This is a genomic window from Treponema sp. UBA7570, assembly GCA_002477955.1.
GTDB lineage: Bacteria > Spirochaetota > Spirochaetia > Treponematales > Treponemataceae > Treponema_D.
In genome coordinates this window covers 5,901-29,593 of the sequence record DLLE01000058.1, presented here as the reverse complement: position 1 = coordinate 29,593, position 23,693 = coordinate 5,901, and the positions used below count along the sequence as shown (strand labels likewise).

General features: G+C 39.3%; 21 protein-coding genes, 3 tRNA genes, 1 other RNA gene and 1 pseudogene. 7 read left to right on the top strand and 19 right to left on the bottom strand.

Annotated elements, in window-relative coordinates:
• The first annotated feature begins 68 nt into the window (after window positions 1–68).
• Entirely contained in the window at window positions 69–410 is a 342-nt protein-coding gene (locus B4N75_RS07825; RefSeq protein ID WP_273066361.1) for a phenylpyruvate tautomerase MIF-related protein, read from the top strand.
• 1 nt (window position 411) lies between these two features.
• On the opposite strand, the gene B4N75_RS07820 is transcribed toward B4N75_RS07825, so the two are convergent.
• The 6 genes from B4N75_RS07820 to B4N75_RS07795 form a co-directional block, all read right to left on the bottom strand.
• Window positions 412–1,794 (bottom strand): MATE family efflux transporter, encoded by a 1,383-nt coding sequence (locus B4N75_RS07820; protein ID WP_296018672.1) that lies wholly within the window; start codon window positions 1,792–1,794, stop codon window positions 412–414.
• A gap of 35 nt (window positions 1,795–1,829) precedes the next feature.
• The gene (locus B4N75_RS07815; protein ID WP_296018682.1) at window positions 1,830–2,072 is read right to left on the bottom strand and encodes a DUF5348 domain-containing protein; all 243 of its coding nucleotides are present in this window, start codon (window positions 2,070–2,072) and stop codon (window positions 1,830–1,832) included.
• 157 nt (window positions 2,073–2,229) lie between these two features.
• Window positions 2,230–2,931: a YkgJ family cysteine cluster protein gene (locus B4N75_RS07810; protein ID WP_296667759.1), complete on the bottom strand. Its 702-nt coding sequence runs from the start codon at window positions 2,929–2,931 to the stop codon at window positions 2,230–2,232.
• A 150-nt stretch (window positions 2,932–3,081) separates the two neighbouring features.
• Window positions 3,082–3,156: transfer RNA gene (locus B4N75_RS07805), tRNA-Arg, on the bottom strand.
• A 39-nt stretch (window positions 3,157–3,195) separates the two neighbouring features.
• Window positions 3,196–3,280, bottom strand: a tRNA-Ser gene (locus B4N75_RS07800).
• A gap of 18 nt (window positions 3,281–3,298) precedes the next feature.
• Window positions 3,299–3,383 (bottom strand) — tRNA-Ser (locus B4N75_RS07795).
• Between the two features lie 211 nt (window positions 3,384–3,594).
• On the opposite strand from B4N75_RS07795, the gene B4N75_RS07790 reads away from it, so the two are divergent.
• Complete coding sequence (locus B4N75_RS07790; protein WP_296667761.1) at window positions 3,595–4,200, top strand: DUF308 domain-containing protein; 606 nt, start codon at window positions 3,595–3,597, stop codon at window positions 4,198–4,200.
• Between the two features lie 108 nt (window positions 4,201–4,308).
• Here the strand turns inward: B4N75_RS07790 and B4N75_RS07785 are convergent, their stop codons facing one another.
• Genes B4N75_RS07785 through B4N75_RS07775 form a run of 3 tightly spaced genes read right to left on the bottom strand, consistent with a single transcriptional unit; the run spans window position 4,309 to window position 7,893 of the window.
• Window positions 4,309–4,722: an EamA family transporter gene (locus B4N75_RS07785; protein ID WP_296018703.1), complete on the bottom strand. Its 414-nt coding sequence runs from the start codon at window positions 4,720–4,722 to the stop codon at window positions 4,309–4,311.
• 43 nt (window positions 4,723–4,765) lie between these two features.
• The gene (locus tag B4N75_RS07780) at window positions 4,766–6,835 is read right to left on the bottom strand and encodes a hypothetical protein (protein WP_296667763.1); all 2,070 of its coding nucleotides are present in this window, start codon (window positions 6,833–6,835) and stop codon (window positions 4,766–4,768) included.
• A gap of 2 nt (window positions 6,836–6,837) precedes the next feature.
• Window positions 6,838–7,893 (bottom strand): DUF2804 domain-containing protein, encoded by a 1,056-nt coding sequence (locus B4N75_RS07775; RefSeq protein WP_296018717.1) that lies wholly within the window; start codon window positions 7,891–7,893, stop codon window positions 6,838–6,840.
• A 219-nt stretch (window positions 7,894–8,112) separates the two neighbouring features.
• Between B4N75_RS07775 and B4N75_RS07770 the strand changes: the two genes are divergently transcribed.
• Window positions 8,113–10,170, top strand: a complete 2,058-nt coding sequence (locus B4N75_RS07770) for a methyl-accepting chemotaxis protein (RefSeq protein WP_296018724.1) — start codon at window positions 8,113–8,115, stop codon at window positions 10,168–10,170.
• Window positions 10,171–10,258: 88 nt separating this feature from the next.
• Here B4N75_RS07770 and B4N75_RS07765 read toward each other — a convergent pair whose 3' ends face one another.
• Window positions 10,259–11,245 carry a TRAP transporter substrate-binding protein gene (locus B4N75_RS07765; protein WP_296018730.1) on the bottom strand — a complete coding sequence of 329 codons (987 nt, stop codon included), beginning with the start codon at window positions 11,243–11,245 and terminating at the stop codon, window positions 10,259–10,261.
• 189 nt (window positions 11,246–11,434) lie between these two features.
• Between B4N75_RS07765 and ffs the strand changes: the two genes are divergently transcribed.
• Window positions 11,435–11,530, top strand: an RNA gene (gene ffs, locus B4N75_RS07760) — signal recognition particle sRNA small type.
• Between the two features lie 70 nt (window positions 11,531–11,600).
• On the opposite strand, the gene B4N75_RS07755 is transcribed toward ffs, so the two are convergent.
• The 4 genes from B4N75_RS07755 to B4N75_RS07740 all read right to left on the bottom strand — a co-directional run bounded on the left by B4N75_RS07755 (window position 11,601) and on the right by B4N75_RS07740 (window position 14,696).
• On the bottom strand, window positions 11,601–13,028 hold the full coding sequence (locus tag B4N75_RS07755; protein ID WP_296667766.1) for a dihydroorotase: 1,428 nt from the start codon (window positions 13,026–13,028) through the stop codon (window positions 11,601–11,603).
• Window positions 13,029–13,048: 20 nt separating this feature from the next.
• Entirely contained in the window at window positions 13,049–13,483 is a 435-nt protein-coding gene (locus B4N75_RS07750) for an aspartate carbamoyltransferase regulatory subunit (RefSeq protein WP_078930873.1), read from the bottom strand.
• A complete protein-coding gene (gene pyrB / locus B4N75_RS07745; RefSeq protein WP_296667768.1) occupies window positions 13,483–14,403 on the bottom strand; it encodes an aspartate carbamoyltransferase in 921 nt (306 codons plus the stop codon). Before pyrB ends, B4N75_RS07750 begins: the two co-directional genes overlap by 1 nt.
• Window positions 14,404–14,561: 158 nt before the next feature.
• A complete protein-coding gene (locus B4N75_RS07740; RefSeq protein WP_296018766.1) occupies window positions 14,562–14,696 on the bottom strand; it encodes a hypothetical protein in 135 nt (44 codons plus the stop codon).
• Window positions 14,697–15,043: 347 nt separating this feature from the next.
• Between B4N75_RS07740 and B4N75_RS07735 the strand changes: the two genes are divergently transcribed.
• A complete protein-coding gene (locus tag B4N75_RS07735) occupies window positions 15,044–17,350 on the top strand; it encodes a pectinesterase family protein (protein ID WP_296668060.1) in 2,307 nt (768 codons plus the stop codon).
• Between the two features lie 150 nt (window positions 17,351–17,500).
• Here the strand turns inward: B4N75_RS07735 and B4N75_RS07730 are convergent, their stop codons facing one another.
• Window positions 17,501–18,088: a hypothetical protein gene (locus B4N75_RS07730; protein ID WP_296668062.1), complete on the bottom strand. Its 588-nt coding sequence runs from the start codon at window positions 18,086–18,088 to the stop codon at window positions 17,501–17,503.
• A 300-nt stretch (window positions 18,089–18,388) separates the two neighbouring features.
• Here B4N75_RS07730 and B4N75_RS07725 point away from each other — a divergent pair, with 300 nt between their 5' ends.
• A complete protein-coding gene (locus B4N75_RS07725) occupies window positions 18,389–18,790 on the top strand; it encodes a hypothetical protein (protein WP_296668064.1) in 402 nt (133 codons plus the stop codon).
• A 24-nt stretch (window positions 18,791–18,814) separates the two neighbouring features.
• Window positions 18,815–19,078, top strand: a complete 264-nt coding sequence (locus B4N75_RS07720) for a hypothetical protein (protein WP_296018804.1) — start codon at window positions 18,815–18,817, stop codon at window positions 19,076–19,078.
• A 90-nt stretch (window positions 19,079–19,168) separates the two neighbouring features.
• Here the strand turns inward: B4N75_RS07720 and B4N75_RS07715 are convergent, their stop codons facing one another.
• The 4 genes and pseudogenes from B4N75_RS07715 to B4N75_RS07700 form a co-directional block, all read right to left on the bottom strand.
• Window positions 19,169–20,737, bottom strand: coding sequence for an Eco57I restriction-modification methylase domain-containing protein (locus B4N75_RS07715; protein WP_296668070.1), 1,569 nt, complete (start codon window positions 20,735–20,737; stop codon window positions 19,169–19,171).
• Window positions 20,738–20,747: 10 nt separating this feature from the next.
• Complete coding sequence (locus B4N75_RS07710; RefSeq protein WP_296668066.1) at window positions 20,748–21,212, bottom strand: hypothetical protein; 465 nt, start codon at window positions 21,210–21,212, stop codon at window positions 20,748–20,750.
• 581 nt (window positions 21,213–21,793) lie between these two features.
• Window positions 21,794–23,293 carry a flotillin family protein gene (locus B4N75_RS07705; protein ID WP_296668068.1) on the bottom strand — a complete coding sequence of 500 codons (1,500 nt, stop codon included), beginning with the start codon at window positions 23,291–23,293 and terminating at the stop codon, window positions 21,794–21,796.
• A 79-nt stretch (window positions 23,294–23,372) separates the two neighbouring features.
• A pseudogene (locus B4N75_RS07700) lies at window positions 23,373–23,693 on the bottom strand (hypothetical protein); the annotation flags it as partial.

Genomic DNA, 23,693 nt, shown 5'->3' with positions numbered 1-23,693 from the left:
TCAGTTGATTTTTCGCCAAAAATTAAAATACAATGTGCGTACTAACAAAAAAATTGGAGGTGCATTTTATGCCAATGATAAATTCAAAAGTGACAGTTTCTCTTCCGCAAGAAAAACGCGACATTTTAAAAGCAGAGCTCGGAAAAGCCGTTGCAATTCTCGGAAAACCAGAAAGCTACCTTATGCTCGGTTTTGAAGACAATTATGACCTTTATTTTGGCGGAAAAAAACTCGAAAAAGGCGCATTTATTTCTGTCGAAGTTTTGGGCGATGTAGACTCTCAGTCAAGTTCAAAAATGAGCGGCAAAATTTGCGAAATTTTTGAAAAAGAGCTCGGAATTCCTGGCGACAAAATCTACATCACCTACAGCGGCTACAAAAACTGGGGATGGAACGGCGGAAATTTCTAAACTAGCCAGTAATTTTATGCAGCCACTTACCGGATTTTATTCTCCAGATTCCGCAGACAGTTTTTAAAATCTGTTCGGTTTCCAGACAAAGCAAAATCTGGTAAGGCTGCAGTCCAAGTTTAAACGAAGCAATGTAACCGAGAGGAATTGCAAAAGCCCACATCCAGCCATTATCAATCAAAGTTCCAAAAATCGTATCTCCGCCCGAACGGCAGATTCCGACAATCAAAAGCATATTAAACGCCCGCCACGGATACAAAAATACGAGGGCAAAAAGCATGGACTGTGCAATTTTTACAATATGCGCATCAACGTTAAAAATAAAAGGAATTAAATAACTCAGCGGAATTAAAAAAAGTCCGATTGCAAAGCCCAAAATCGGGAAAAACCAGCAAAATCTGTGCGTAAAGGCAAGCACGCTTTCTTTTTCGCCAGCGCCAATTTTTTTACCAAGAATAATTGCCGCGGCATTTCCCATTCCAATAAAAACAACCCAGGTTAACTGGCTAATCGTGTTTGTAATGCTGAACGCCGCAAAAGAATCAGTTCCAGTATGGGCAAAAATTGAATTCTGAGTTGAAATTCCAAGCCCCCACAAAGTTTCGCTAAAAATTACAGGCAAACCGACTTTTAAAAGTTTAAGCAGGAAACCTTTTGTGAACGAAGTCATCTCCTTAAAAGAACCAATCGCCTCAAATTTCTTTATGCGTCCGTAAAAAACCGTAATAAAAAATTCAACAGTTCTGGAAATCAAAGTTGCAAGAGCGGCGCCGGCAACTCCCATCTGAGGAATTCCGAGGCTTTCAACACCAAAAATAAAAATTGCGTTTCCGGCAACGTTCAAAACAAAAGAAATTGCGGTTGTTGTCATTGGAAGAATTACATGCTCTGTGCTGCGGTACGCCATTTGGCATGCAAACGAAACAGCCATGAGCGGATAACTCAGAGCGACAATTCTAAGATATTCAGAAGCTTTTTGGATAACAACAGAATCTTTTGTATAAAGTCCGATTAAAAATTCAGGCTTAAAAATTCCAGCAACAGTAAAAGCCAGCGAAACAAAAACGCAGACAATCAGCATAATTCCAAAAGTCTTGCGGATTCCTTTAAAATCTTCCTGTCCCCAAAACTGCGAAATAAAGATTGAACAGCCGGAAGAAACGCCAAAAACAACCATATTCAAAATAAAGAAAATTTGGTTTCCAAGTCCAACAGCGGCAATTTCGACAGAACCAAGCCGTCCGACCATTACAGTATCCATCATATTGACGAAAGTCTGCAAAAGGTTCTGCAAAATAATAGGAATTGCGATTGAAAAGAGAATTTTATAAAAGCCCTTAAGATGATTTTTTTTGAGAGAATTAGAAGAATTTAAAAGTGTCATAGTTAAAAAATGTAATAAACCTAAAAAGCGGAATGTTATATTCTGGCGTCAAAACCAGTCAAGTCGCCTTCGTAATCTATTCCTTTAAACTTAAAGACCAGATTACCTTTTTCATCGTTTGAAATTTGCAAACTTGTCGGAATCCATTCATCGCCAATCTTTACTTCAAAATTGTCGCCGAATTCAATGTTTGTAAAAGGAAAACTCTGTTCATCCTTGGCAATTGCAAATTTTCCGTCAAATTCGTTAAAGACCAGAATTCCTTCCTTTTTTTCCATAAAAAACTCCAGATATTTTTTCTAAACAACTGCCTACAGAATATTAAAAATAACTGTTTTTGGAAATAGAAAACAAACCTGTCTCAAACTTAAAACGGATAATTAAGAGAAGAAACAAAAATGAATTGAATTCAAAGTCAAAGAAACAAAAAAAACGTCACTGCCCCTGCCCGTTCATCGAAATAATCCATTTTAGACGGCGGACAGTTTCAGGAAGACTGTCGCGAATCAGCTTTGTCCGTTTGACCTGCGGATTTAAATTCTCAACTTCTTCCATTAAATCACTCATAACAGGAGGAACAGTTCCAAAAATATCCAAAATTTCGTCCTGCATATAATTTTTATGCGCAAGAGGAGTTTTAAACTGAGACAACTTTTCTGCCGGATAAAATTTGCATGGTTTAAACATAACTTTGCCGTTTTTAGAACGGCTTCCACAGCCGCCAAACAGACGGCAAATGCAGGAACGGCCTCCGTAAATTGTGCAATGATATGAATCATTTTCATCCCAAAACGGACAGCCCTTGTTTTTTTCAAAAGGAAACTTTCCTTCTGCAATCTTATTTGCAGTTTCCGGCTGATTTTCCATAAGCCAAGCCGCCATGTACAAAGCTTCACATTCAAGCAAATCCGGCTCAAAATTCCGGCAGCACTCACCGCAGCCGCTTACGCAGGTAAAACAAGATTTTTCGTACCATTTATTCTGTTCATTAGAAATTTTATTATAAGCATTTTCCATCTGAAAAATAATTTCCGCTTCGTTTGTTCCTTTTAGTTGATTTAAAATTTTTTCAACCATCATTTTTTTACCCATAAAAAAAGCCGTAAAAACGTTGTAACAGGCAGAATAACTGCTCATTACAAGATTCTTACGGCTTCTTTGCCAAATTAAATAAATTTATGCAGGAATAGTAGCGAAATAAAAAGAGTTTTTCAAGGAAAAATTAAAAAAATTACAAAACAATGACGGGCATAAAAAAACCGGTCTTTTTGACCGGTGCAATTTTCGTGAGACTGACACGATTCGAACGTGCGACCTCCACCTCCGCAGGGTGGCGCTCTAATCCAACTGAGCTACAATCTCAAACAGTTTAACAACACTTTGAAGGAAGCGTTCGTTTCTCGGAGGCGACAGGAGTTGAACCTGCCCAGCCCGTAAGGAACTGACGGATTAGCAATCCGTTGTATTACCGCTCTACCACACCTCCAGGCGTCATCAAAAAAAACGGAGCGAGAGGGATTCGAACCCCCGATACATTGCTGTATAACGGTTTTCAAGACCGCCGCCTTCGACCGCTCGGCCATCGCTCCAGTTGATGCTCTATTAAGATATATTTTTTGAATATTTATGTCAAGCACACAAAAGTGTTTTTTTTTGTTTTTTTAAGAAAAGTTGAGATATATTGGACAAAAATAAAGAAAATTGTAATCAAAAGCTTGTTTTTCAAAATAAGAATAACAATTTTTAGTTTAACCCGATTTTTTATAGACTAAAAGCCGGCTGTATGGTTATATTTTAAATATGGATAAAAATAAATTTGTACTATCTGTTTTAGTTGCTGTTATCGGACTTTTAATGTTGCTCAGTCCGCAAACCTTTATTGCCTTTGCAGTAATTATGCTTGGAATTGCTTCTGTTATTGACGGTGTTTTTATAATGGTTGCAACCAGAAACCTTGTTTTAGATCCAGATTATCGCCTTATGATGACTATACGCGGAATTTTAAGCATTGCCGTAGGAACAGTTGCTGTTATTCTGCCTATTGTAACTGCGGCGGTTATATGGAAAATTATGGCCTACGTGCTTGGCGGATACCTGCTTGTTTCTGCAGGACTTGAAGTTTATGGAATTTTAAAGCTTCACCGCAACGGCATTATGATAAAACAGTCTTTAATCGAAACCATCGTCCTTGTAATTCTTGCAATCGCACTTTTTATCATTCCTTCAAAAACGGCAGGCGGCATAATCGTGGGAATCTGCGGCGCAATCTTAATCTTTGCGGGCGTTTTCAGCGCAATTTTGCAGTGGAGAAACCGTCCAATTACAGTTGTTCCTGATTCTGTCGTAACCGAAAATCATGACGATTCAGAACAAACCGATTCCAACGAAAACAACAAAAATATCTAGCCCTAAAAAAAACAGTCCAGAGCTGACAAAAAAAATGGCGCTTTGGACTGTTTTTTGTTTTCAAAAATCTTTACAGTTCACAATTCTTTATAAAACAAAAGAAAAAATCTACAAAACCATTACAAGTGTTCCGGCGGCAAGAAGAATCGAGCCAAGCAGTGATTTTAAAGTAAACTGTTCGTGTAAAAATACAAAAGCGAGAATCAAAGTCAAGACCGTGCTCATCTTATCGATTGGAACAACTTTCGATGCCTCTCCGATTTGCAAAGCCTTGTAATAACAAAGCCAAGACGCTCCTGTTGCAAGCCCAGACAAAATCAAAAAAATCCAGCTGCGCCTTCCAATATTTAAAATGCCGTTTTGAGAGTGCGTCAAAAAGACCATTCCCCATGCCATCAAAAGCACAACAAACGTTCTTATGGCAGTTGCAAGGTTTGAATTTACACCTTCAATTCCAACCTTTGCAAGAATCGAAGTTAATGCTGCAAAAACTGACGAGCCAACCGCAAATAAAATCCACATATAAAAAATAATATACTGAATTGATTTTTTTAGCTCAATTGTCTCAGTTTTTGGCTGCCTTTTGAAGATTTTTTATGCTTTCTGCAAAAAGCCTGTTTTGGTCATCACGCACAGGCACGCTAAAAGCAGGACCGCCGTCTTTTTCAGAAATTCTGTAGATGTTTTCCGAACTGCAAGAGTATGCAGGACTTTCAACATTGTTAATCCACCAATCGAGAACACTCACAAGGCACATTGCATATTTTATCAGGTTAGCATTTGTCGCGGCGCTTTCGCCTTGAGATTTTCTGCCTAAAAGCACATCAAGCCTTTTTGAAACTGGGTTTGGAATATCGAATTCGTATTTTTCCCAAGGATTTGAAATTCCTAAAACGAGCCCTTTCGTTCCTGACTGTTTGTCAATTTCTTTAGAAAGTGAAGTCAAATTCTGGCGCAGAAAATCAGTGCGCAGACAAAGCGGAATATATTTGTCGTCATTTGCAGGCTTTTCAAGCAAAAGCTGTTCAAATTCAAAATGCGGCAAAAAATTATATTTTGTCTGCCACAAAATCGAAGTTAAAAGTTTTTTTCCAAAAAGTGAATTTTTAAAATCGCCCTGAGAATACTGCTGGTTTACAAAATCGCAAAGCTGCTCGCAGTATTTTTTTTCAAAAAGCTCTTCGCGGTAAACTGTCCATTCATTGAGGGCAACTGAAAGCTTGTCCGTCTTTTTTTTTGACTTGAATTGAGTTCCATCATCTTCTTCCGTAAAAACAATATTTCGGCATCCTTGAAACAAATCTTCGATAATTCTCAAAAGCGTAACAACAACCTGCATTGGGTTTTGCGGATTCAAAAGATTATAACCGTCGCGGAATTCATAAATCGGCTGAAAATACGGATACAAGTCCGGCATAGAATCAAGCCTCGAAAAGCCGGCATCTGGAAAAAGCCTTTCAAGAAGCTTTATTCCGGCGTCCACGATTTCTGTATGCTTTCCGCGCTGAAGTTCCGGATTGTTTTTTTTGCGTTCTTCTTCCTTTTGCCTGCGTTCCTGCTCCGCCTTCTGCTGAGCCGCTTTTGCATCTTCTTTTTTTTCTGGAAGAATTATGTCGAATTTAGAAATTCCGAGAAAAGAAAGAATATTTGCAGTTTCTTCTGTAAAAAAAGCCGGAAAATATTCAAATTTCGGACTGCACATCCGCATTAAAAGCGGATACATTCCTTTTATAATCTGAGTGTAAACATAAAGCCAGTCGGTAATTCCCTGCTTAGAAAGCATAATCAGCTTTTTTTGATCCGAATTTGGATATTTCATTAAATCGCTGTAAATTTCCTTAAAAAAGCGCGGAATTGTGTTTTCGCCAATGTAATAAATTTTAAGCAAATCCTTATAAACAGTCTTTACAATCGGCTGCATCATTGCAACTGTAACTTCTTCCGGATGCTCTTGAACGTCGAGTATCAAAATCTTTAAATTTTTCATTGTCCAGCCGCCGACAGTCCTCAAAAACTTGAATTTTGTCTCCTGGCTGCTGACAATTTTTGATTTATAAGTTTCCGGGCTTATTTGAATTAAAGATTTTACTGTCGTTAAAAAACTTTGGTAGTGTTCAAGATGATTCTGCAAGTCGTAAGAAATGTAGCTTGGACGCAAAAGCTCAGTTCCATTTTTTTTAAGATAGCGGACAAAATTAAAAATTCCAAAATTCGGCTTGATTTTGTAATCTTCGCTCATCATCAGTTTGTCCATTAAACTGCGTTCTTTTGAAGAAATTTCTGGCAGTCCGTTTTCTTCTCTTTTTCGGGCCGTTTTTGGAACATAACCGTATTTGTCGCCTTTTTTTTGTTCTGAAGATGAATTTGAATTTTTTGTCTGGGCTGCATTTTCCGACAAAGAAGCAACATCCGCCGCCGAACGGCCATTTGCCCTGTGCGAGTAATGCCTTTCTTTTTGAGGGAATGCTGAATAATCAATCGGCGCCGATTTTTCCTGCAAAATTTCGCCGCCAAGAAGCTTTGTCATTCTGATAGCTTCTTCCTTGTCGATCGGACCTATCGCTCTTCTTGTTGCATCGAGAGTCCCAGGTTCCCAAGACTGTTCGACTTTTTTTTGACCAAACTCATCGCTCATTTTCAAACCCTCAACAACTGCTCTCTGGCAACGCCGCCAAAACCGCTTACAGTTATATCTTCTCCGTCTTTTGTCTTAAAAACACCTTCAAATTTTCCATAAAGGTTTAATACCACGATTTTAAAAGCAAAAAGACTCAGTTCCCGGTAAATTTTAGAAACAGGAACAAAAGTCAAGTCCACCATGTTTTCTGTATCTTGAATTATCCACTTTTTGTTTACGCCAAAAGGCTGCGTCATCTTTACAGGCGGAAGAGCCGTGCAGTTTCCATCGACCATCAAAATATTCTGATTTACAGCTTCTTGAAGAGAAACAGAATCCAGAGAATTATTAAGCACAAAAGAAATGCTTCTTCCTTTAAAATCTCCGGAAGCAAAAATTTTTTGTTCCTGAGTTCTGTAACCATAATACGCACGTTTTATCGAAAAAACAGATGTTTCATTCTCCACATCTATAACCTGTCCGGCAGATTTTTTTGTTTTGCCGATCGTAAGTGTTCCACGCAATTTTTGAGAAGTTACATAAGTTGCACAGCAACGCCGCCTTGATTTTAGAGGAACGCACTGCGTAACTTCGTTAGAAGCAGGGTCAGAAAAATGCCCAGTTAAAGCCGCCTGGACAGAAGGACTTACAGAAGTTCCCTTTAGATTAAAAATTATCGAAATTCTATCACGCTTGTGATCCCAGCTGATTCGCACATAACGCCGTGAATTAAAACTTGCACAAAATCCCTGTTCAAGATTATGAGGAATAAAACGATGTCTTGGTCCCATCAAATTTCTGTAAACATATTTGCGGCCGTTTTCTTTATTCCATAAATCAATTTCTACAAGCCCAAACATTTTATTGTCAAAAAAACTGATTAATCCCTGGTAAGGTCCGGCATTAAAATTAAAAAGAATGGAACTTTTTATACGAAAATTTGAAATGAGTACAGGAAGAGGAACTCCGCCGAACGGCGAGTGCAATCCACGAATGTCAAGCTGAGAAACATGCCCCGCAAAAGTTCCGAAAAGCGCGTGTCCGTTTTTTACAAGCGCGGGAGGCGGTTCAAGCATTTGCCTAAAATACATTCTACAATTATATATCAGCACATTGAATAAATGCAAATAGAAGCATAAAAAAACAGATTTTTTTACAAAAAAATAAAAATCAATAATTAAATATTGCAAACCGATAAATTTCAATATTATTTACCAAATATAAAAAAAAGAACTCTGTTTGACTTTGCGAATAAAGCCTAGTCAAGTTATAATGATCGAATGAGGTTTTCTATTATGAAAAATGCTACAAAACAAAAATCTATTGCAAAATTTATCACAATTCTACTTGCAATCGGGGTTGTTCTTTACGCAACCATCGTAGTCTTTGTCGTAAACAACAGGCTTTCAAGCGGAATTGTTTCTTATTTTGCCAGCGAAATCAAAGATCAATCAAAAATCCTTACCAAAGAAATGAACAACACTTTGGAGCAGGCGCAATCAACAGCCGCAAACATTCAGCTTGCATACGCAACAATATATCCAGAATACGGCTTTGACAGAACAATCATGAACAGTTTTGCCATTGGCGCAAGAGAATATTACGGCGCAAAAAATATTGTATTTTTTAACAGCTTTGGAATGCAGGTTTCAAGTCCAAAATATGGTGTCGTACCAAAAACAGCCGTTATCCGCGAAGTTTTAACTGGAAAAGAAGTTGCAAAATTCGAAAAGGACGGGGCAGACATTTATGCAACAGTTATTCTTCCTCTAAAATCAGAAAATACTATTTTTGGCGCTGTTGAAATAAGGACTCCAGTTTCGACCGAAGATGTCGTTAAAGAGGCAGCTTCATACAGCGACTGCGATTTTACAATTTTTGACGGAAACACTCGCTACGTAACTTCGCTAAACGATATGACAGGAACAACTCTCGATGACGACGAGCTATTTGAATCTGTAAAAAACGGAAAACCAGTTATTTTGCAGTCAGTTTTTAAAGGTCATCACTACGTTTCTTATTACTTTCCGTTTTATGACGATGATGGAAACTTTTTAACAACACTTTTTATCGGAAAAACTTTGGACATTGCAAAAAGTCTTTCAAGTTCAATTTTCCGCTCGTTAATCGGAGCAATTGTTTTATTCTCAGCGCTTCTTCTTGCAGTTCTTTCATTTGCAATCTATAAAAAAATAATAAATCCTCTCGAAAAAGTCAGAAAGGCAGTCGGAAATCTTTCCTCTGGAGATGCCGATTTGACGGTAAGAATTCCTGTTAAAGGAAACGATGAATTCTCTGGACTCGCTTCCGATGTAAACAAATTTGTCGAAATGCTTCAAAAAATTATTCAGGATTTGAATCTTTCTCAAAAAGCGCTTAACGAAGCAAGCGAAAGTCTTGAACAAAGCGCGCAGGGTTCAGCTTCCGCCGCATCGGAAATTCTCGCAAATATTGAAAGCGTACGAAAACAGTCAAAAAATCAGTCCGATTCTGTTATAAACACATCTTCGGTTTTGGAGTCTTCTTCGGAAACAGTCGACAAGCTTTCAGAACTGATAGAAGGCCAGGCAGCGGGAATTGCACAGTCGTCTGCCGCAATTGAAGAAATGCTCGGGAACATTTCGACAGTAACAACTTCCGCAGGAAAAATGGCTGACAGTTTTGAAGAACTCTCAACGACAGTCGGCGATGGAAGCTCAAAGCTTGCAAGCGTTGATAAAAAAGTTACACAGATTGCAGAACAGTCAAAAACTTTGATCCAGGCAAACAGAATTATCTCTCAAATTGCCTCAGAAACAAACTTGCTTGCAATGAACGCCGCAATTGAAGCTGCGCACGCAGGAGAAGCAGGAAAAGGCTTTAGCGTTGTCGCAGAAGAAATCAGAAAACTGGCAGAAACTTCAAGCGCACAAACAAAGACAATTTCTTCCGAATTAAAGGAAATTTCCACTTCAATCCAGGAAGTTGTTGAACTTTCCCACGAATCCAGCACAGCTTTTGAAGCAATTGTTTCAAAACTGAATTCAACAGATTCGATAATTCAAGAAATTGACGGTGCAATGGGAGAACAGCAGACTGCTTCAAAACAGATATTCGAATTTTTAGCAAGAATGAGAGATCAGTCTGGTGAAGTAAATAAAAAAGCAGACGATATGAAGGGAGGAATTGCAAACGTTTCAAGAGATATGAACAATGTTTCTCAAATCTCAGCGACAATTCTCGGCAGCATGGACGAAATGACACTTGGAATGCAGCAAATTGGCGAAGCTACGCAAAACGTTTCTACACTTGCAGAAAGCACAAAAGACAACATTGGCACTATGAGCAGGCAGCTCGGACAGTTCAAGGTTTAAGCAGATCATAAACAGCAAAAAAGAGCGGGCGTTGAAAACAACGCCCGCTCTTTTTTTATTTACCCTTATTTTCGAGTTTTACAATTTATTATTTCGTAAATGCAATAACCTTGTCCATAAGGTCTTTTCCGTAAATTTCAGAGAAGATTTCAAATACGCTCTGTGTAGCCTTTTTGAATTCTCCAAGATCTGGACTTGTTACAACCATTCCTTCTTTTTTAAGGCTTGCAACAAGGCTGTTTGTCTGCTCTTTTACAAGATTTCTGTTAAGGTTTTGTGCTTTGATTGCCGCATCCTGAACAACTTTCTTTTCAGCAGCAGAAAGTTTATTCCAAACATCTTTTTTGATTACGAGCGGCATTGCATCGTAACTATGGTTTGTAATTGCAAGATATTTCTGAACCTGATAAAGCTTGTTGTTGTAAATTACAGGAATAGGATTTTCCTGAGAGTCAAACTGTCCTGCTTTTAATGCGGCCGGCAATTTTCCAAAATCAAGAGGTTCTGGACGGGCGCCCAAAGCTGTCATTGTCTCCATTACAATCTGGTTTGCAGGGGTTCTGATTTTAAGACCTTTCATGTCTGCAACTTTTGTTACCGGGCGGTTTGTTGTAGTAACACAGCGGAAACCATTGTCATAATGAGCAAGAACTACAATGTTAGACGATTCGAGCTCTTTATTAACGCCTTTTACAATATCGCTGTCCATGAATTTCCATGCCTTGTCAAAATCTGTAAAAAGAAACGGCAAAGCCGAAACGCCTACGTTTGTAGCATAAATACCAAAATTTCCAGCGCTTGATACTGTCATATCAACAGGGCCCTTATTGATAATGCTTTCAATAAGGTTTGTGTCCGAAGCTTTCATTCCAATTGATGCAAGTTTTGAACTGTCATAAAGCTCAACAGTAATGCTCCCTTTTGAATTTTTTTCAACTTCTTCCTTAAACAACTTTGAAGCTACAGCGCGAGGATCAGATGAACCTGTCGAGTAGCCTAGCTTTATTACAGTTGCAGAAAAAGCACTTGCAATAAACGAGCCAGCCATGAGAGCTGCAAGAATTGTTTTCTTCATACGTGTACTCCTAATACTTTTAAGATTATTAAATTATATCACTATTTTAAGAAAATATACAAAAAAACAAAAAAATACGAACGTTAAGAGCAAATTTTTGACATAAAACTTTTGCTATACAAGATTGAATAAAACATAAAACAGACTGTGTATTGATTTTTATATTCCGATATGATAGATTCTCTGTATTGCCAGGATCTAGCAAAGTCTGCTTTAAGCACCGTGTCAGAGGGGGAACCCAGCAGCACACTTTTTGCAGTCTTGTGTATAGACACCCTGGCTTTTTTTATGTAAAAAAAAACGGAGCAAAAAACTGTTTTTTTACAAAAAGCTATGCTCCAATTTTTCTAATTTTCTAGTCCAGTGAATAAACCTGGTTCCCCAGATAAAAAGTCTTATGAACACGTCCGGTAAGTCTTTGACCTTCAAACGGCGTTGATTTTCCTTTGCTCTGGAATTTTTCTGAACAGACTGTCCACTGCTCATCTGGATCTACGAGAACAAGATTCGCTTCGTAACCTGGAGAGAGTTTTCCTGAATTAAGCTTTAAAAGTTTTGCAGGATTTTCGGACATAAGCTGGCTCAGACGGCACAAGCTCAAGCCTTCTCGTTTTACAAGAACCGTATTGCACACAGCGAACGAAGTTTCAAGCCCGGTAAAACCTGGACTTCCAGCGGCCTTGTCCTGCTGAGTATGAGGCGCATGGTCTGTCGAAATCACATCAACAGTTCCATCTTTTATTGCGGCAATAAGGGCAGAACGGTCTTCTTCGCTTCTAAGAGGCGGATTTACGAGCGCACGAAGATATGGAGAATCAGTGCCAACCAGTCCGATATGATGAGGCGTTACTTCGACAGTACATTCAAAGTCTGCTGAAGTTTTTCCTTCTTTTTTAAGGAATTTTGCGCGTCTCACTGCGTCCATGCTGATTGCTGTAGAACAATGGCAAACATGAATATGGCAGCCGGCAGTTTTTGCAATTTCGATATTCCGCTCTGTCGCCGCATCTTCCGCAAGAGCCAAAAGCTGGTTTGCCGCCGTCAGACAGCCGTCAATTTCAAAATTTACAGAATCTGGAACATTCTGCGTTACTGCATTCACCTTGCCGGCGGGGATATTGTAATTTTCCATAAACTTTAATGCACGCTGACGATACGGTCTTGCAGCGGCTGCTAAAGAAGGATCTTCGCAGTGGCAGCTAACGATTATGCTTTTTTTTCCAGCAGATTTCATTCCTTCAAGCATAACAGCAGAATTTGCAACTTCGTGTCCGTCCTCGCTGATTACAGGAAATTCCTCAACTGAAAGGTTTTGAATTTCAGAAACATCTTCGCCTTCAAAATTTTTTGTAATGCTTACAGTCTGAAAAACGCGCGCAAGTTTTTTTTCTGACGCCTCGCTCATTATCTGCCGGGCAAGCTTAGCGCTAGAAACAACAGGCGCAGTATTCGGCATTGCAACAACTGTTCCAAAGCCTCCTGCCGCCGCCGCCTTTAAACCAGAATCAAGGTCTTCTTTTTGAGTCTGCCCTGGATAACGAAAATGCACGTGCATATCAACAAATGACGGCATCAAAACAAGTCCTTTTGCGTCAAAAAAAACAGGATTTCCCTTAACTTCCGGCAAAACAGATCTAGCTATAACAAGAGCCGTTTCAGAATTTTTAATTTCGCCAAGAAAAACTCCGCAGATTTTGCCGTCTTTTACAACAACAAGTCCGGGATTTTCTATCGAAGAATCTACTAAAATTGCATTGTAAATAATCAGTATTTTGGAGTCCATTTTATTTTCCTTGTTAAAACTTATTCAATTTTTCCTGCAGTATAGAAAGCATCGCAGTATTCGCAGCGGTAAGTTGCCTTTTTTCTGTCAGCAAGAATAAAAACCTGAGGAACATAATGCTCGGTCATTGTTATACAGCGCGGATTTTTGCATTTTATAACGTTTTCTACACGGTCTGGAAGTTCCATTCTAATTTTGCGGACTATTTTTTCGTCTTTTATTATATTAACGCAAATATTTGGATCTACAAAACCCAAAACCGAAAAATCAATATTTATGATATTGTCGATTTTAATTATGTCCTTTCTCTCAGCTTTTTTGCTTGGAACATTCATAATCAGCGCACTTGTAAAACTTGCCTTATCAAGTCCAAGCCAATGAAAAATTTGCGGGCCGCAGCCTGCCTTTATGTGGTCGATTACAAGGCCGTTTTTTATTGTATCAACATTAAGCATTACAGAACCCCCAGAATTTTTGCAATAAGAGCCATTCTCGCATACATTCCATATTTTACCTGCTTAAAGTAGGCGGCGCGCGGATCAGAATCAACTTCCGGAGAAATCTCGTTTACGCGAGGAAGCGGATGCAAAACAATCATATCTTTTCGGGCAAGCTCCATTTTTGACTTGTCGAGAATATAACTGTCCTTCAAACGCAGGTAATCCTGCTCATTAAAAAAGCGCTCCTTTTGAACCCTTGTCATATAAAGAATATCAAGATCACCGATTACATCTTCCAGACGGGTTGCAGCCGAATAAGGAATATTAGCTTCGTCCAAAAAATTAGAAACCCAGTCAGGAATTTTTAATTCTTCCGGGCTTATAAAAACGAATCTTACATTTTTGTAACGGCACATTGCCTCTGTCAGAGAATGAACAGTCCGTCCAAATTTCAAGTCTCCGCAAAAACCGATTGTGTGGCCTTCAAAACCGCCTTTTAACGCACGAATCGTAACAAGGTCGGTTAAAGTTTGCGTCGGATGATAATGGCCGCCGTCGCCAGCATTGATAATCGGACATTCTGAAAATTTGCTCGCCAGAAGAGCCGCGCCTTCTTTTGGGCTTCGCATTGCAATTACATCAACGTAAGAGCTTACAACACGAATTGTGTCCGCTAAAGTTTCGCCTTTTGAAGTTGAACTATTGGAAGCGTCGCTAAAACCTTCGACAGTCCCGCCCAAATGAAGCATAGCCGCTTCAAAGCTCAAGCGCGTTCTAGTGCTTGGCTCAAAAAAAAGTGTCGCAAGAATTTTCCCGCGACACACGTCCTGAAAAGAAGATGGATCAACAATAATCTGTTCGGCGAGAGCACAAATCTCGTCAATTTCTGAAACAGTCAAATCATTTGGCTGAATTAAACTTAGACCTTTAAGCATGGCTTGAGTTTACCACAATGAAAAATTTTTACCAATAGAAAATAAATCTCTTGCAAAAATTTTTAAAATAAAGTTTTTGTTTAACCGCTCCAGTGCTCACATAAAAAAGCCTGATTTTGAAAACTCAAAATCAGGCTTATGTTAAAACTTTTTATTTGTTAGCGTTCCTTCTTAAAACTGTAAATCAATTTATCTGACGGGGCATTGTCTACGCTGACAAGAACCCAACCTCTGCTTTGCAGCTTTAAAAAATCCGATTCAGAAATGTTTTCTACCGTTACAAAAGGTTCCATAAAGAGCGATTCCTCCCGCGCTTTTGATTTTTTGTTAACACTCTCGAAAACTTTTTTAACTCTTATAAATATATTTTAGCACTAATCCGTAAAAAAACATAAAAAAACCGAACTTTTTTGCGTAAATATAACGTTTTATTATTTATTTCTACATAAATCCTACGCCAGATTGAAGCAGCGCGAAGCGTCCGCCTTTGGCGGATGGAGCAAAAGCGGAACTGCGAAAAGCTGGTTAGACGAAAAAATTCCGTCCTAATTTAAAGGATGACTCTCAGTCTGATGACACAAACGGCGCAAATGTTTAAATTAGAAGTGGAATTACAATTTTTTTGAAAACGGAGGAATTCATGTTAAAAAAATTGACTATGGCATTGCTTACTGCAGGAGCATTCTTTGCTGCAAACGCCGCTCCTAAAGTAACAATTTCCGGAAAAGGAGCAAATGCTTCTTTCGACACAATTCAGGCGGCAATTGATTCTGTAAAAGACGACGGTGAATACACAATCAGCCTGCCAAAAGGAACTTACAACGAAGTTCTTTATTACAACGGACCGGCAACAATCAAACTGTCCGGCCAGACAACGGAAAAATACGGAAAGGACGTAATCATTGCCGAATCAAATGACGGCGACATCTGTCTTAACAAACGCGCAGACAGCGCGCAAAAAAAACGCTGCATTATTGAATTTGAAGGAACTGGAAACCTTATTCTCGAAAATCTTACCGTTCAGAACACTTTTGAACGCGGCTCTGTAAAAGGCTCAAACACACAGGCGGAAACCCTCGGCTACGACGGAAGCGGATTTGTCGCAGCTTATAACTGCTCGTTCCTTTCTCATCAGGACACATTGCGCACGACCGGAAAAACCTGGTTCTACAACTGCTATGTCGAAGGCGACACCGACTTTATCTGGATGGAAACAACAGGAAAAGTCGCCCTTTTTGAAGAATGTGAAATCAACGCAATTTACGACGAAAAGCACACAACAAAAATTGCCTATGTTGGAGCGCCTCGCATGGAAATTGGGCCTGCAGCAGGCAAAGGCCTTGTAATTTACAATTCAAAGCTCATAACAGACTCTCGCCAAAAAACATATTTAGGACGCACACCGTGGAGAGCAGGCTATTACAACCAGATTGCCTACATCAACACAAAGGCGGACGGAATCGAAAAAGAAATCTGGCTTGACCAGCCTTTGACCGCTCCAGGAGTTCCGCAGAATATAATCGGCTGGAAGATGGACAGCAAAACTGCAAAAAACCTTAAGCTCAATACAAAAAATCGCGCCGATATTATTCCAGAGGCAGATGTTAAAAACGAATTTAACGGACGCAATGCAATCGTAAACCGCTATTTTGATATTTTGAGCAACAAATACAGAAAAGACAGCGACACAGAATGGAATCTCAATTCGCTTGCCGCAAAATCTGGCTGGAAAGTTTCAAAAGACAAGTCTTCCGCGCTTGCAAAAGGCGAACAGGACAAAAAAACAGTTTACACATTTGACGGCACAACAGACAATTCCGCTCTAAAACTCAACGGATTTGCAAAAGAAGAAGGCAAATCTCATGCTGAAGGAAATGCCGGAGATTCAATTACAATTCCACTTTCTACAAAGGCAATTGTAAAAGTTACAGGCTACTACCTTGGAACAGGAACAGTCAAAGCCGGAAAACAGGGGCCTGTTTCTTACTACTTTAGCAACGGCACAACCGATTCAACTCTTTCAAAATCCTACGTTGTTTACGAAAATAACAGCGAGCTTTCAATAACGGCAGACACAAAAACCTACATAACAAAAATCGAAATACTGCCAGACGAAAGTTTGACATTCCGCCCGGTAACAGCAATCAAGGTAAATACCTACAAAAACCGCAAACAGCTGCAGGGCAAAAAAACAATGCAGATGAGCGCAGTTCTAACACCGCAGAATCCGACAAACGACGAATACACCTGGTCAGTTTCTGACCCCGACGCAGCCGAAATCGATCCAAACGGCTACCTGACAGCAAAATCTGTAAAAGAAGACTGCGTAATCAAAGTAATTGCAACTTCAAAAGACCAGAACGGCGTAAAAGGCGAAGCAGACCTTAAAATCTTAAAACCGGAAGAAGGCGCATTCTCGGCAATCTGGCTCAACAGCGAAGCTGCATCAACAACACTCGAAGGAAAAAGCGACGACACTTCAGTTGCAAGCGTTTCAAAAGCAATTCCTTCAAAAGGAAACTGGGCTTACAATTCAGGCAAAATCACATCTGACATTGCAAAAGGCGCGCTCAGTTTTAGCGGTTACAGCGAACCTATTACAGGACGCGACAAAGTTTACATCGACTTCCCGATTACAGCAAACAGAAAAATTGAAATAACAAATATCGAAGTTTCTTACGGAAACCACGGAACAAGCAACATGGCCTGCCAGATAATGTGGCTCAAAAACGGAAACAAAGGCAACATAGCCGACGACACCGACCGTCAGGTACGCAACACAAAGAAAAGCTACCGCGCTTACCCGACAGTAATAGCCGAAAAAGGCGAAACCGTAACAATCCGCGTAATTCTTTACGGACTCAACGGCACAGGCGACATTCCAATTCCGACAGGAAAATCGCCGACAATCGGAACCGTAATCATAAACGGCCGGGCTGCAAAGTAATTCGCAAAAAAAGAGGAGCGCATCTCCGCACTCCTCCAGCCTTTCGCCCTTCCGCACAGCTCCATCTCAGGCAAAAAGCCTGAGACTACGGGGCTACAGCCTGGGCTAAGAATTCTGTTCAAACCAAACAAAAAACAGTCTTTTTGTAAACTATTCCAAGTTATTCAAAAGATAAGTCGCAAGAAGCCTTTTCCAGTTAAAATTTTCCAAATCAGAAATACTTGCATAACGATTTTGTGTTGATTTTTGCAGCTGCAGAGGAATATTTTGGTCTTTGCTTAATGCCTCACGGTTTTTAAGATAAATCGCTTTCCAAAAAAGTTTCATATTCGAATACGAATAAGAAGTTTCAGACGTAGAAGTTAAGTCGTCAACAGAACCAAAGCTCTTAAAAAGATACTGAGTGCTAGTAAGCGTCGTAAGAAGAGAATTTGTTTCGCCGGAACCAAGAGTTACAAGAACAGAAATAGAGTCCTCAGGAATCGATTCAATATCAGAACGCAATCCTGTCGAAGAATCATTCGGCTTAACTTCTTTAGAAGCATAATAAAAGCTGACATTCAAAACTGTGCTGGAGGAGCCGTTTTCAGAAGCATAAGTTACAGGCATGGTGCACCAAGTATCAGAAGGCCCTGTCAAATCGTCCAAAGCCTTTGAATCTTCTTCCGAGCAACCTTCAAAAAACAATCCGCAAAGCAAAACAGCCGCAAAGCCAAAAATTTTATTCATTTTTTTCATAGTATCTCCAAAAATAAAATTGATTTAACAGTTTACCCCCCCCACCCCGCACTTTGTCAAGCAAAAAGGCTGTGCCGCAATTTTTTCTGGCCGCCGGCAATTTTACCGGCGACCAGAGACGGCAGAAAAGAAATAACAAAACAAACTTTTAAGCCTGCTAGTATTTATTTAACAGATGGTTTAATATTTTTATAAACTTCAATTTTGGAGGCACCGGCTGTTTCCCACTTCGTTGCGAAGCAACTTAAAAAGTCAACCTAAAAACTGAAGTTTTTAACCTTGCTTTTTATTGGAGTTTTTATGAAAAAGAAATTTGCTATTTTGCTTTTTTCATGTTTATTGGCATTGCTATTTACGGGCTGCGATGAAGTTCTTTCAGTAGTAACATGCAATGAAGATGGTGAAAAAGTTGTAAACAATTACATTTCTATTTATGGCGACAAAGTATATGACGAAACAAGTTCCATAAAATCATGGACAGACCTGAACATATTTAATGAAGGTTTTTTCGATGTTAACGATATGGATGACCTAATAGATGACCTGCTTTTTAAAATCGAAAATAAAAAAGAGAACATTGTTGTTCTTGGCTCAAAAGATACTGCCATAGAACTAATTTTTTTTGACGGTGGCTATAACTACACGCTTTTTTCTTCAGCGGAAAGTATAAACAGCGCAATAAATAGCGGCTTTGATTTCTAACATAGCAAAAAGGAGAAAACAAGAATGGGTAGATTTTTTAAATTTTTGACAATATGTTTTGCAGTATCAACGCTTGCAGTTTCCTGCGCAAAAAAGCCTCTTACCCTTGACAATAATACTTCAATGAAAACTTTGCTCAAAGCAAATGATGAAGAAATAAAAGATCTCATCATAAAAGAGGCAAAAGAAAAAGCAAATATCTCTGAAGAAAATATAGATGTTGAATACATTTTACGCGATGAAAAAGCTCAGGTTATTGCAACAAAAATCAAAATAAACACAAAATAGAAAAATATTGACAACAAAAAGCTCGTTGAGCCTGCGCTAGGATTCGGCTCGGAGTCGATGGAATAAAAAGGCAAAAGGCATTTTTGTCTTTTATGTGGCGTAAATCATATTGAAAATAGAATCCAGTTCTCTTTGAACAGCAAGTTTTTTTTCCGTTTCGTTGTTTTCGGCAGAATTCAATGCAACGGAAACTAAATTGCAAACATTTTCAAAAGTCTTTTTGTCAGGCTCTTTGTACGGAATCTGTTTTATGTAGTTTGAAGAGTTGTTTGCGGTCGGGTTTATTAAGTGGATAATTTTATTTGCAATCTCGCTGTTCATTAGGCCTAGAAGATACAGAAATTTGCTTTCATCTTTCGGAAAAATTCCTACGATTGACTGGTCGAAAACTCTGTTTTCCATTACAAAGGCGTTTATGCGGCTTGATTTTACCATCGGAAGCCCGATGCCTTTCTTGAAATAAAACGAGGAATTCTGAAAACGAGATTTTTTATTGCTGTTGTAATACTCGACAGTCTTCTTATCCCAGCGGACAAACCATTCATCATTTTCCTTTATGTACTTTGTCTTTGAAGAGCTTTTTATGTAAGGAATATAAGCCTCATCTGAATTTTCAATTCCGCAAATAGAATCGCTGATTATGACTTTATTTGGATTTACAACTTCATAATTCTTAGAGCCTTTTACCGATTTGTCTTTTACGCGTATAAATTTTGTGTTGTCGCCGGAATAAAAGCCTGTTACAACATCAGCGACATCTCCGACAGTTTTAGAAGAATTAAAAATAAAGTTCTCTGATTTTTCTGTAAGAATAAATCTTTGCCCTGCTGAATTGAAAATATCCCCCTGATTTAGAGTGAATTTTTCTATACAATTGGGCAATTCTGCCTGTTTGCTATGAATTAAAGAAAATTCCGCAGGATTTTTGAAGCCTTTATAGACTGAAATTTCATTTTTTAGCGATGACTGTTCGTCGCTTCGTTCCAGAGTAATTATAGAGAGATTTGAGTATCCGAAACTTACGCCCGGAAAGAAATTTGACGGAAAGATAAGAATTTCTGAAATTTTTGTTTTTGACAAAAGAAAATTCCTTAATTTCTGATGAAGGTTCAAAAACATAAAAGTGTCAGGAATGATAAATGAAAGTTTTCCGCCGAATTTTAATACCGATATACAACGCAAAAGAAAAAGAGAATAAGTCTCCTTTACATATTGCCCAGGATATTTTTTCTTCAGCAAATCACGTTTTTCGTAATCTTGCCATGCTCCGTAAGGCGGATTCCCGATTATTTTTGTGTAATGTCCGCATGTTTTTTCAAACAAGTCCAAATTTTCATCAAACAATGTGTCTGTGTTTTTCAGCCATAAAGCCGCATCCTGAAAAGAATCCAGTTCAGAATCGAACAATGTGTCAGTTTCCCTGACATTCACACGGCTTTCATTTTTATATTTTTCCTTTAAGATTAAGATTGCTTTTTTATCTATATCAAGCGCGTCTATATGAATATTTTTATTTGCAGTCAATAGTTCGTCTATAAAAAGTCCGCTTCCTGCCGACGGTTCAAGCACAATATCATTGTCTTTAATATCCAGCATTGAAGCCATATAAGATGTGATTTCTTTTGAGTCTGTATAATATGAGCAAAGTCTGTCGTGCATATTTTTCACTTTACCAAGTTAAGTATTTCAGCAAATCGTTTTCTTCAAGATGTTTCTTGAACGTGCCGCTTATGTCGCATTTCCAGTCCGCATTTTTATCAAGCCATTCTCTTATATTGAATCCTGTGAAATTTTTTATGGCATTGTAACATTCATCTGCACAGTAAATATCCCAAAGTTTGGAATTTTTCAAAGTCTGCAAATAATGATTGTTTTCCTTTTCCTGCTGCCTGACAAAGATCATCTGCTTCTCATTCTGACCTAGAGATTTAAAAATGCTTGCAACAAGTAGAAGCCTGTTTGTATTTCCTTTTTCATTTGAACTGAAGCCGCTCTTGAAGTCGCAATTATAATGAATTTTGTTTTGTTCAAAATGCAAATCAAGATTCAAATTGATTCCGCCGCTGTCAACCATAGTCCAAGGAATTTCATATTTTTCTTTCAGCTCTTTTTTCGTTTTTTCATCAAGCGCCAAAGATTCTATAAAAGTTATTGCGTCTTTTTGAATTTTATCCTGAATTTCTTGAAATGCAGGAACATCAATAATTTTTAATTCATTTACTGGATAAAAGAAAGGGAGCTTGCAGAAAGGTTCCCCAAAGTTCCCCGATTCTGCGGGAAAAAGTCATATATTCATACGGCCAGATTTCATTCCGATATTCAAGCATGACAATATATGAGGAATAGGTTAATAAAAGCAGTTCATTCAGCAGTTTTTTATTTTTCCAGCTGCTGTTTTTTGCAGTTTCAAGTATTTTTGAGGATTGAAAGTCTTTTGCGGTTTTTATCCGCTTGTTCATTTCCGAAGCTTTCTTTTTTAAGTCGAATTTAGTTTTCAATAAATCCGAATAAATTTTCTCCGCTTCATTTCTGAGCAAGTCAATATATCCGCTCTTTGTTTTTGGATAATCCATGGTCAAAATGTAACATAAATATAGTATTTTTTCTATAATAGATAAAAAGGAAAAGTTTTGAGGTGTGTTACTAAAGATCATTTCAAATTTTTAGAACACACCTCAAAAATGTTTCTTCCGAAGTTTTTATTCAGCTAAAAGACTACTCTTTTTCGGAATTCTTTTTATCATTTTTGTTTCCGGCGGCCTTTCCGCCGATGAATCCAGCAAGAAGAGACTTCATATCGATTCCGAGCGACTCGCCCAAGCCCTCGCTTATCTGTGTAACGTTCTTCATTATGTCAGCCTGCAGCTTTGACGAGTCTCCGCCGTACATATAGATTTTATCAACGTTCTGGTAAGACTTTCCTGCAGCCTCCGCAATTTTCGGAAGCTGCTCAAAGTAAACTTTAAGGGCGTCAAGCTCCATCTGCTGGCGCGCCGCGTCTCCGTAAAGCTTCATCGCCTCAGCCTTTTCACGCATACCTTCCGCTTCCGCAACGAGCTTGGCCTTTATTGCCTCGGCTTCCGCCTCGCCCTGCGCCTGAATCGCCTCCGCAAGAGATTTCTTTCCTGCCGCCTCGTTTTCCATCGCAAGCTTTTCAGCCTCGGCTTTTTTCTGCTTCTGGTAGGCCTCGGCTTCCGCCTGCTTTTGAAGCTCGAACGCCTCTGCCTCGGCCTTGCGCTGCCTTGTGTAAAGCTCCGCGTCGGCTTTCTGCTCCGCCGCGAATTTGTCCGCCTCGGCAGTCTTCTTTATATCTGCGTCAAGAGCCTTCTCCTTGATTGCGACTTCCTTTTCCTGAATTTCAATCTGCTTTTCCTGCTTTGCGATGTTCGCGTCCGCCGCCTTGATTTCAAGAACCTTGCGCTGGTTTTCCGTCTCGATTCCCATTGCGGCCTCGGCCTTTGCAGCCTCAGTGTCCGCCTGGAGCTTGAGCGCGGCTTTCTTTATCGCCAAATCGTTCTGTTTCTGGGCAATCTCAAGCTCGGCCGCGACGCGCGCATCGTTTGCGTCCTTGTCGGCCTGCGCCTGCGCAATCTTGATTTCAGCCTCGGCCGCCGCCTTCGCCTTTGCCGCGTCCTTTGAAATGCTCACGGTGTTCTCGATACCAAGATTGTTGATTACGCCGTTGTCATCCTTAAAATTCTGAATATTGAAAGTAGTAAGCTCAAGCCCCAAGTCCTCAAGATTCGGCTTTACGTTCTGCGCAATCTGCTCGGCAAGAACCTTCTTGTCGCCCTGAATCAAATCCTTCAGTTTAATCTGGCTTATAATCTCGCGGATATTTCCCTCAAGAACCGGCTTTACAATGTCGGCGATGTTTCCGGTCGTGTAGCCGATGAATTTCGCCGCCGCCTTCTTCATAATCTCGTTGTCCTGGGAAATCGCGATGTTCGCAATAGCGTCAACCTTGATGTTTATGGCGTCCTGGGTCGGAATAGACTCCTTGCTTACAAAATCAACCTGAATGTTCTCAAGCGTCATGTAGTCAATGCGCTGAAGAAACGGAACCACAAAAACCGCCTTTCCTGTAACCGTCTTGTTTCCGAACGGCCCGACACGGATTCCAATTTTGTTCTTAGGAACTTTCTTGTAGGAACAGAAAAAAATCACCAGCAGAAAAACCACCGCGATAACAAAGAAAACAGAAAACTCACTCATTTTCGCCTCCAAAAAGAATATAAATTCAGTCTAAAGCATAAACACTTAATTGCAAGTCCGTTATTTCTTGCTTTTCCCTTCACACAATCTCTTCAAACCGTTCACGGAATTTTTCTTTCATCGCCTTGTCGCCTGCGTTAAAGAACGTAAGCCCCAAAAGACAATATTTCTCAGTTTCTTTTCGCACTGGCTTTGAAAATCCGTACCGGCTTGAAATTTCTTCCAAGAATTCTTCTTTCCAACTGTCTTTTTCGGCAAGATGTTTTCCTTTCGGCTCTATAAAAACCTGAAAATATGCGTTCTCGTCGTTTTTTCCGTGCAAAAGCAGTAGAAAATCCGGCTGAAATCCCTGTCCGTCCTTAAAGGCGAAAATTTTGTAAACTTCCTCGTTCCGCAAAAG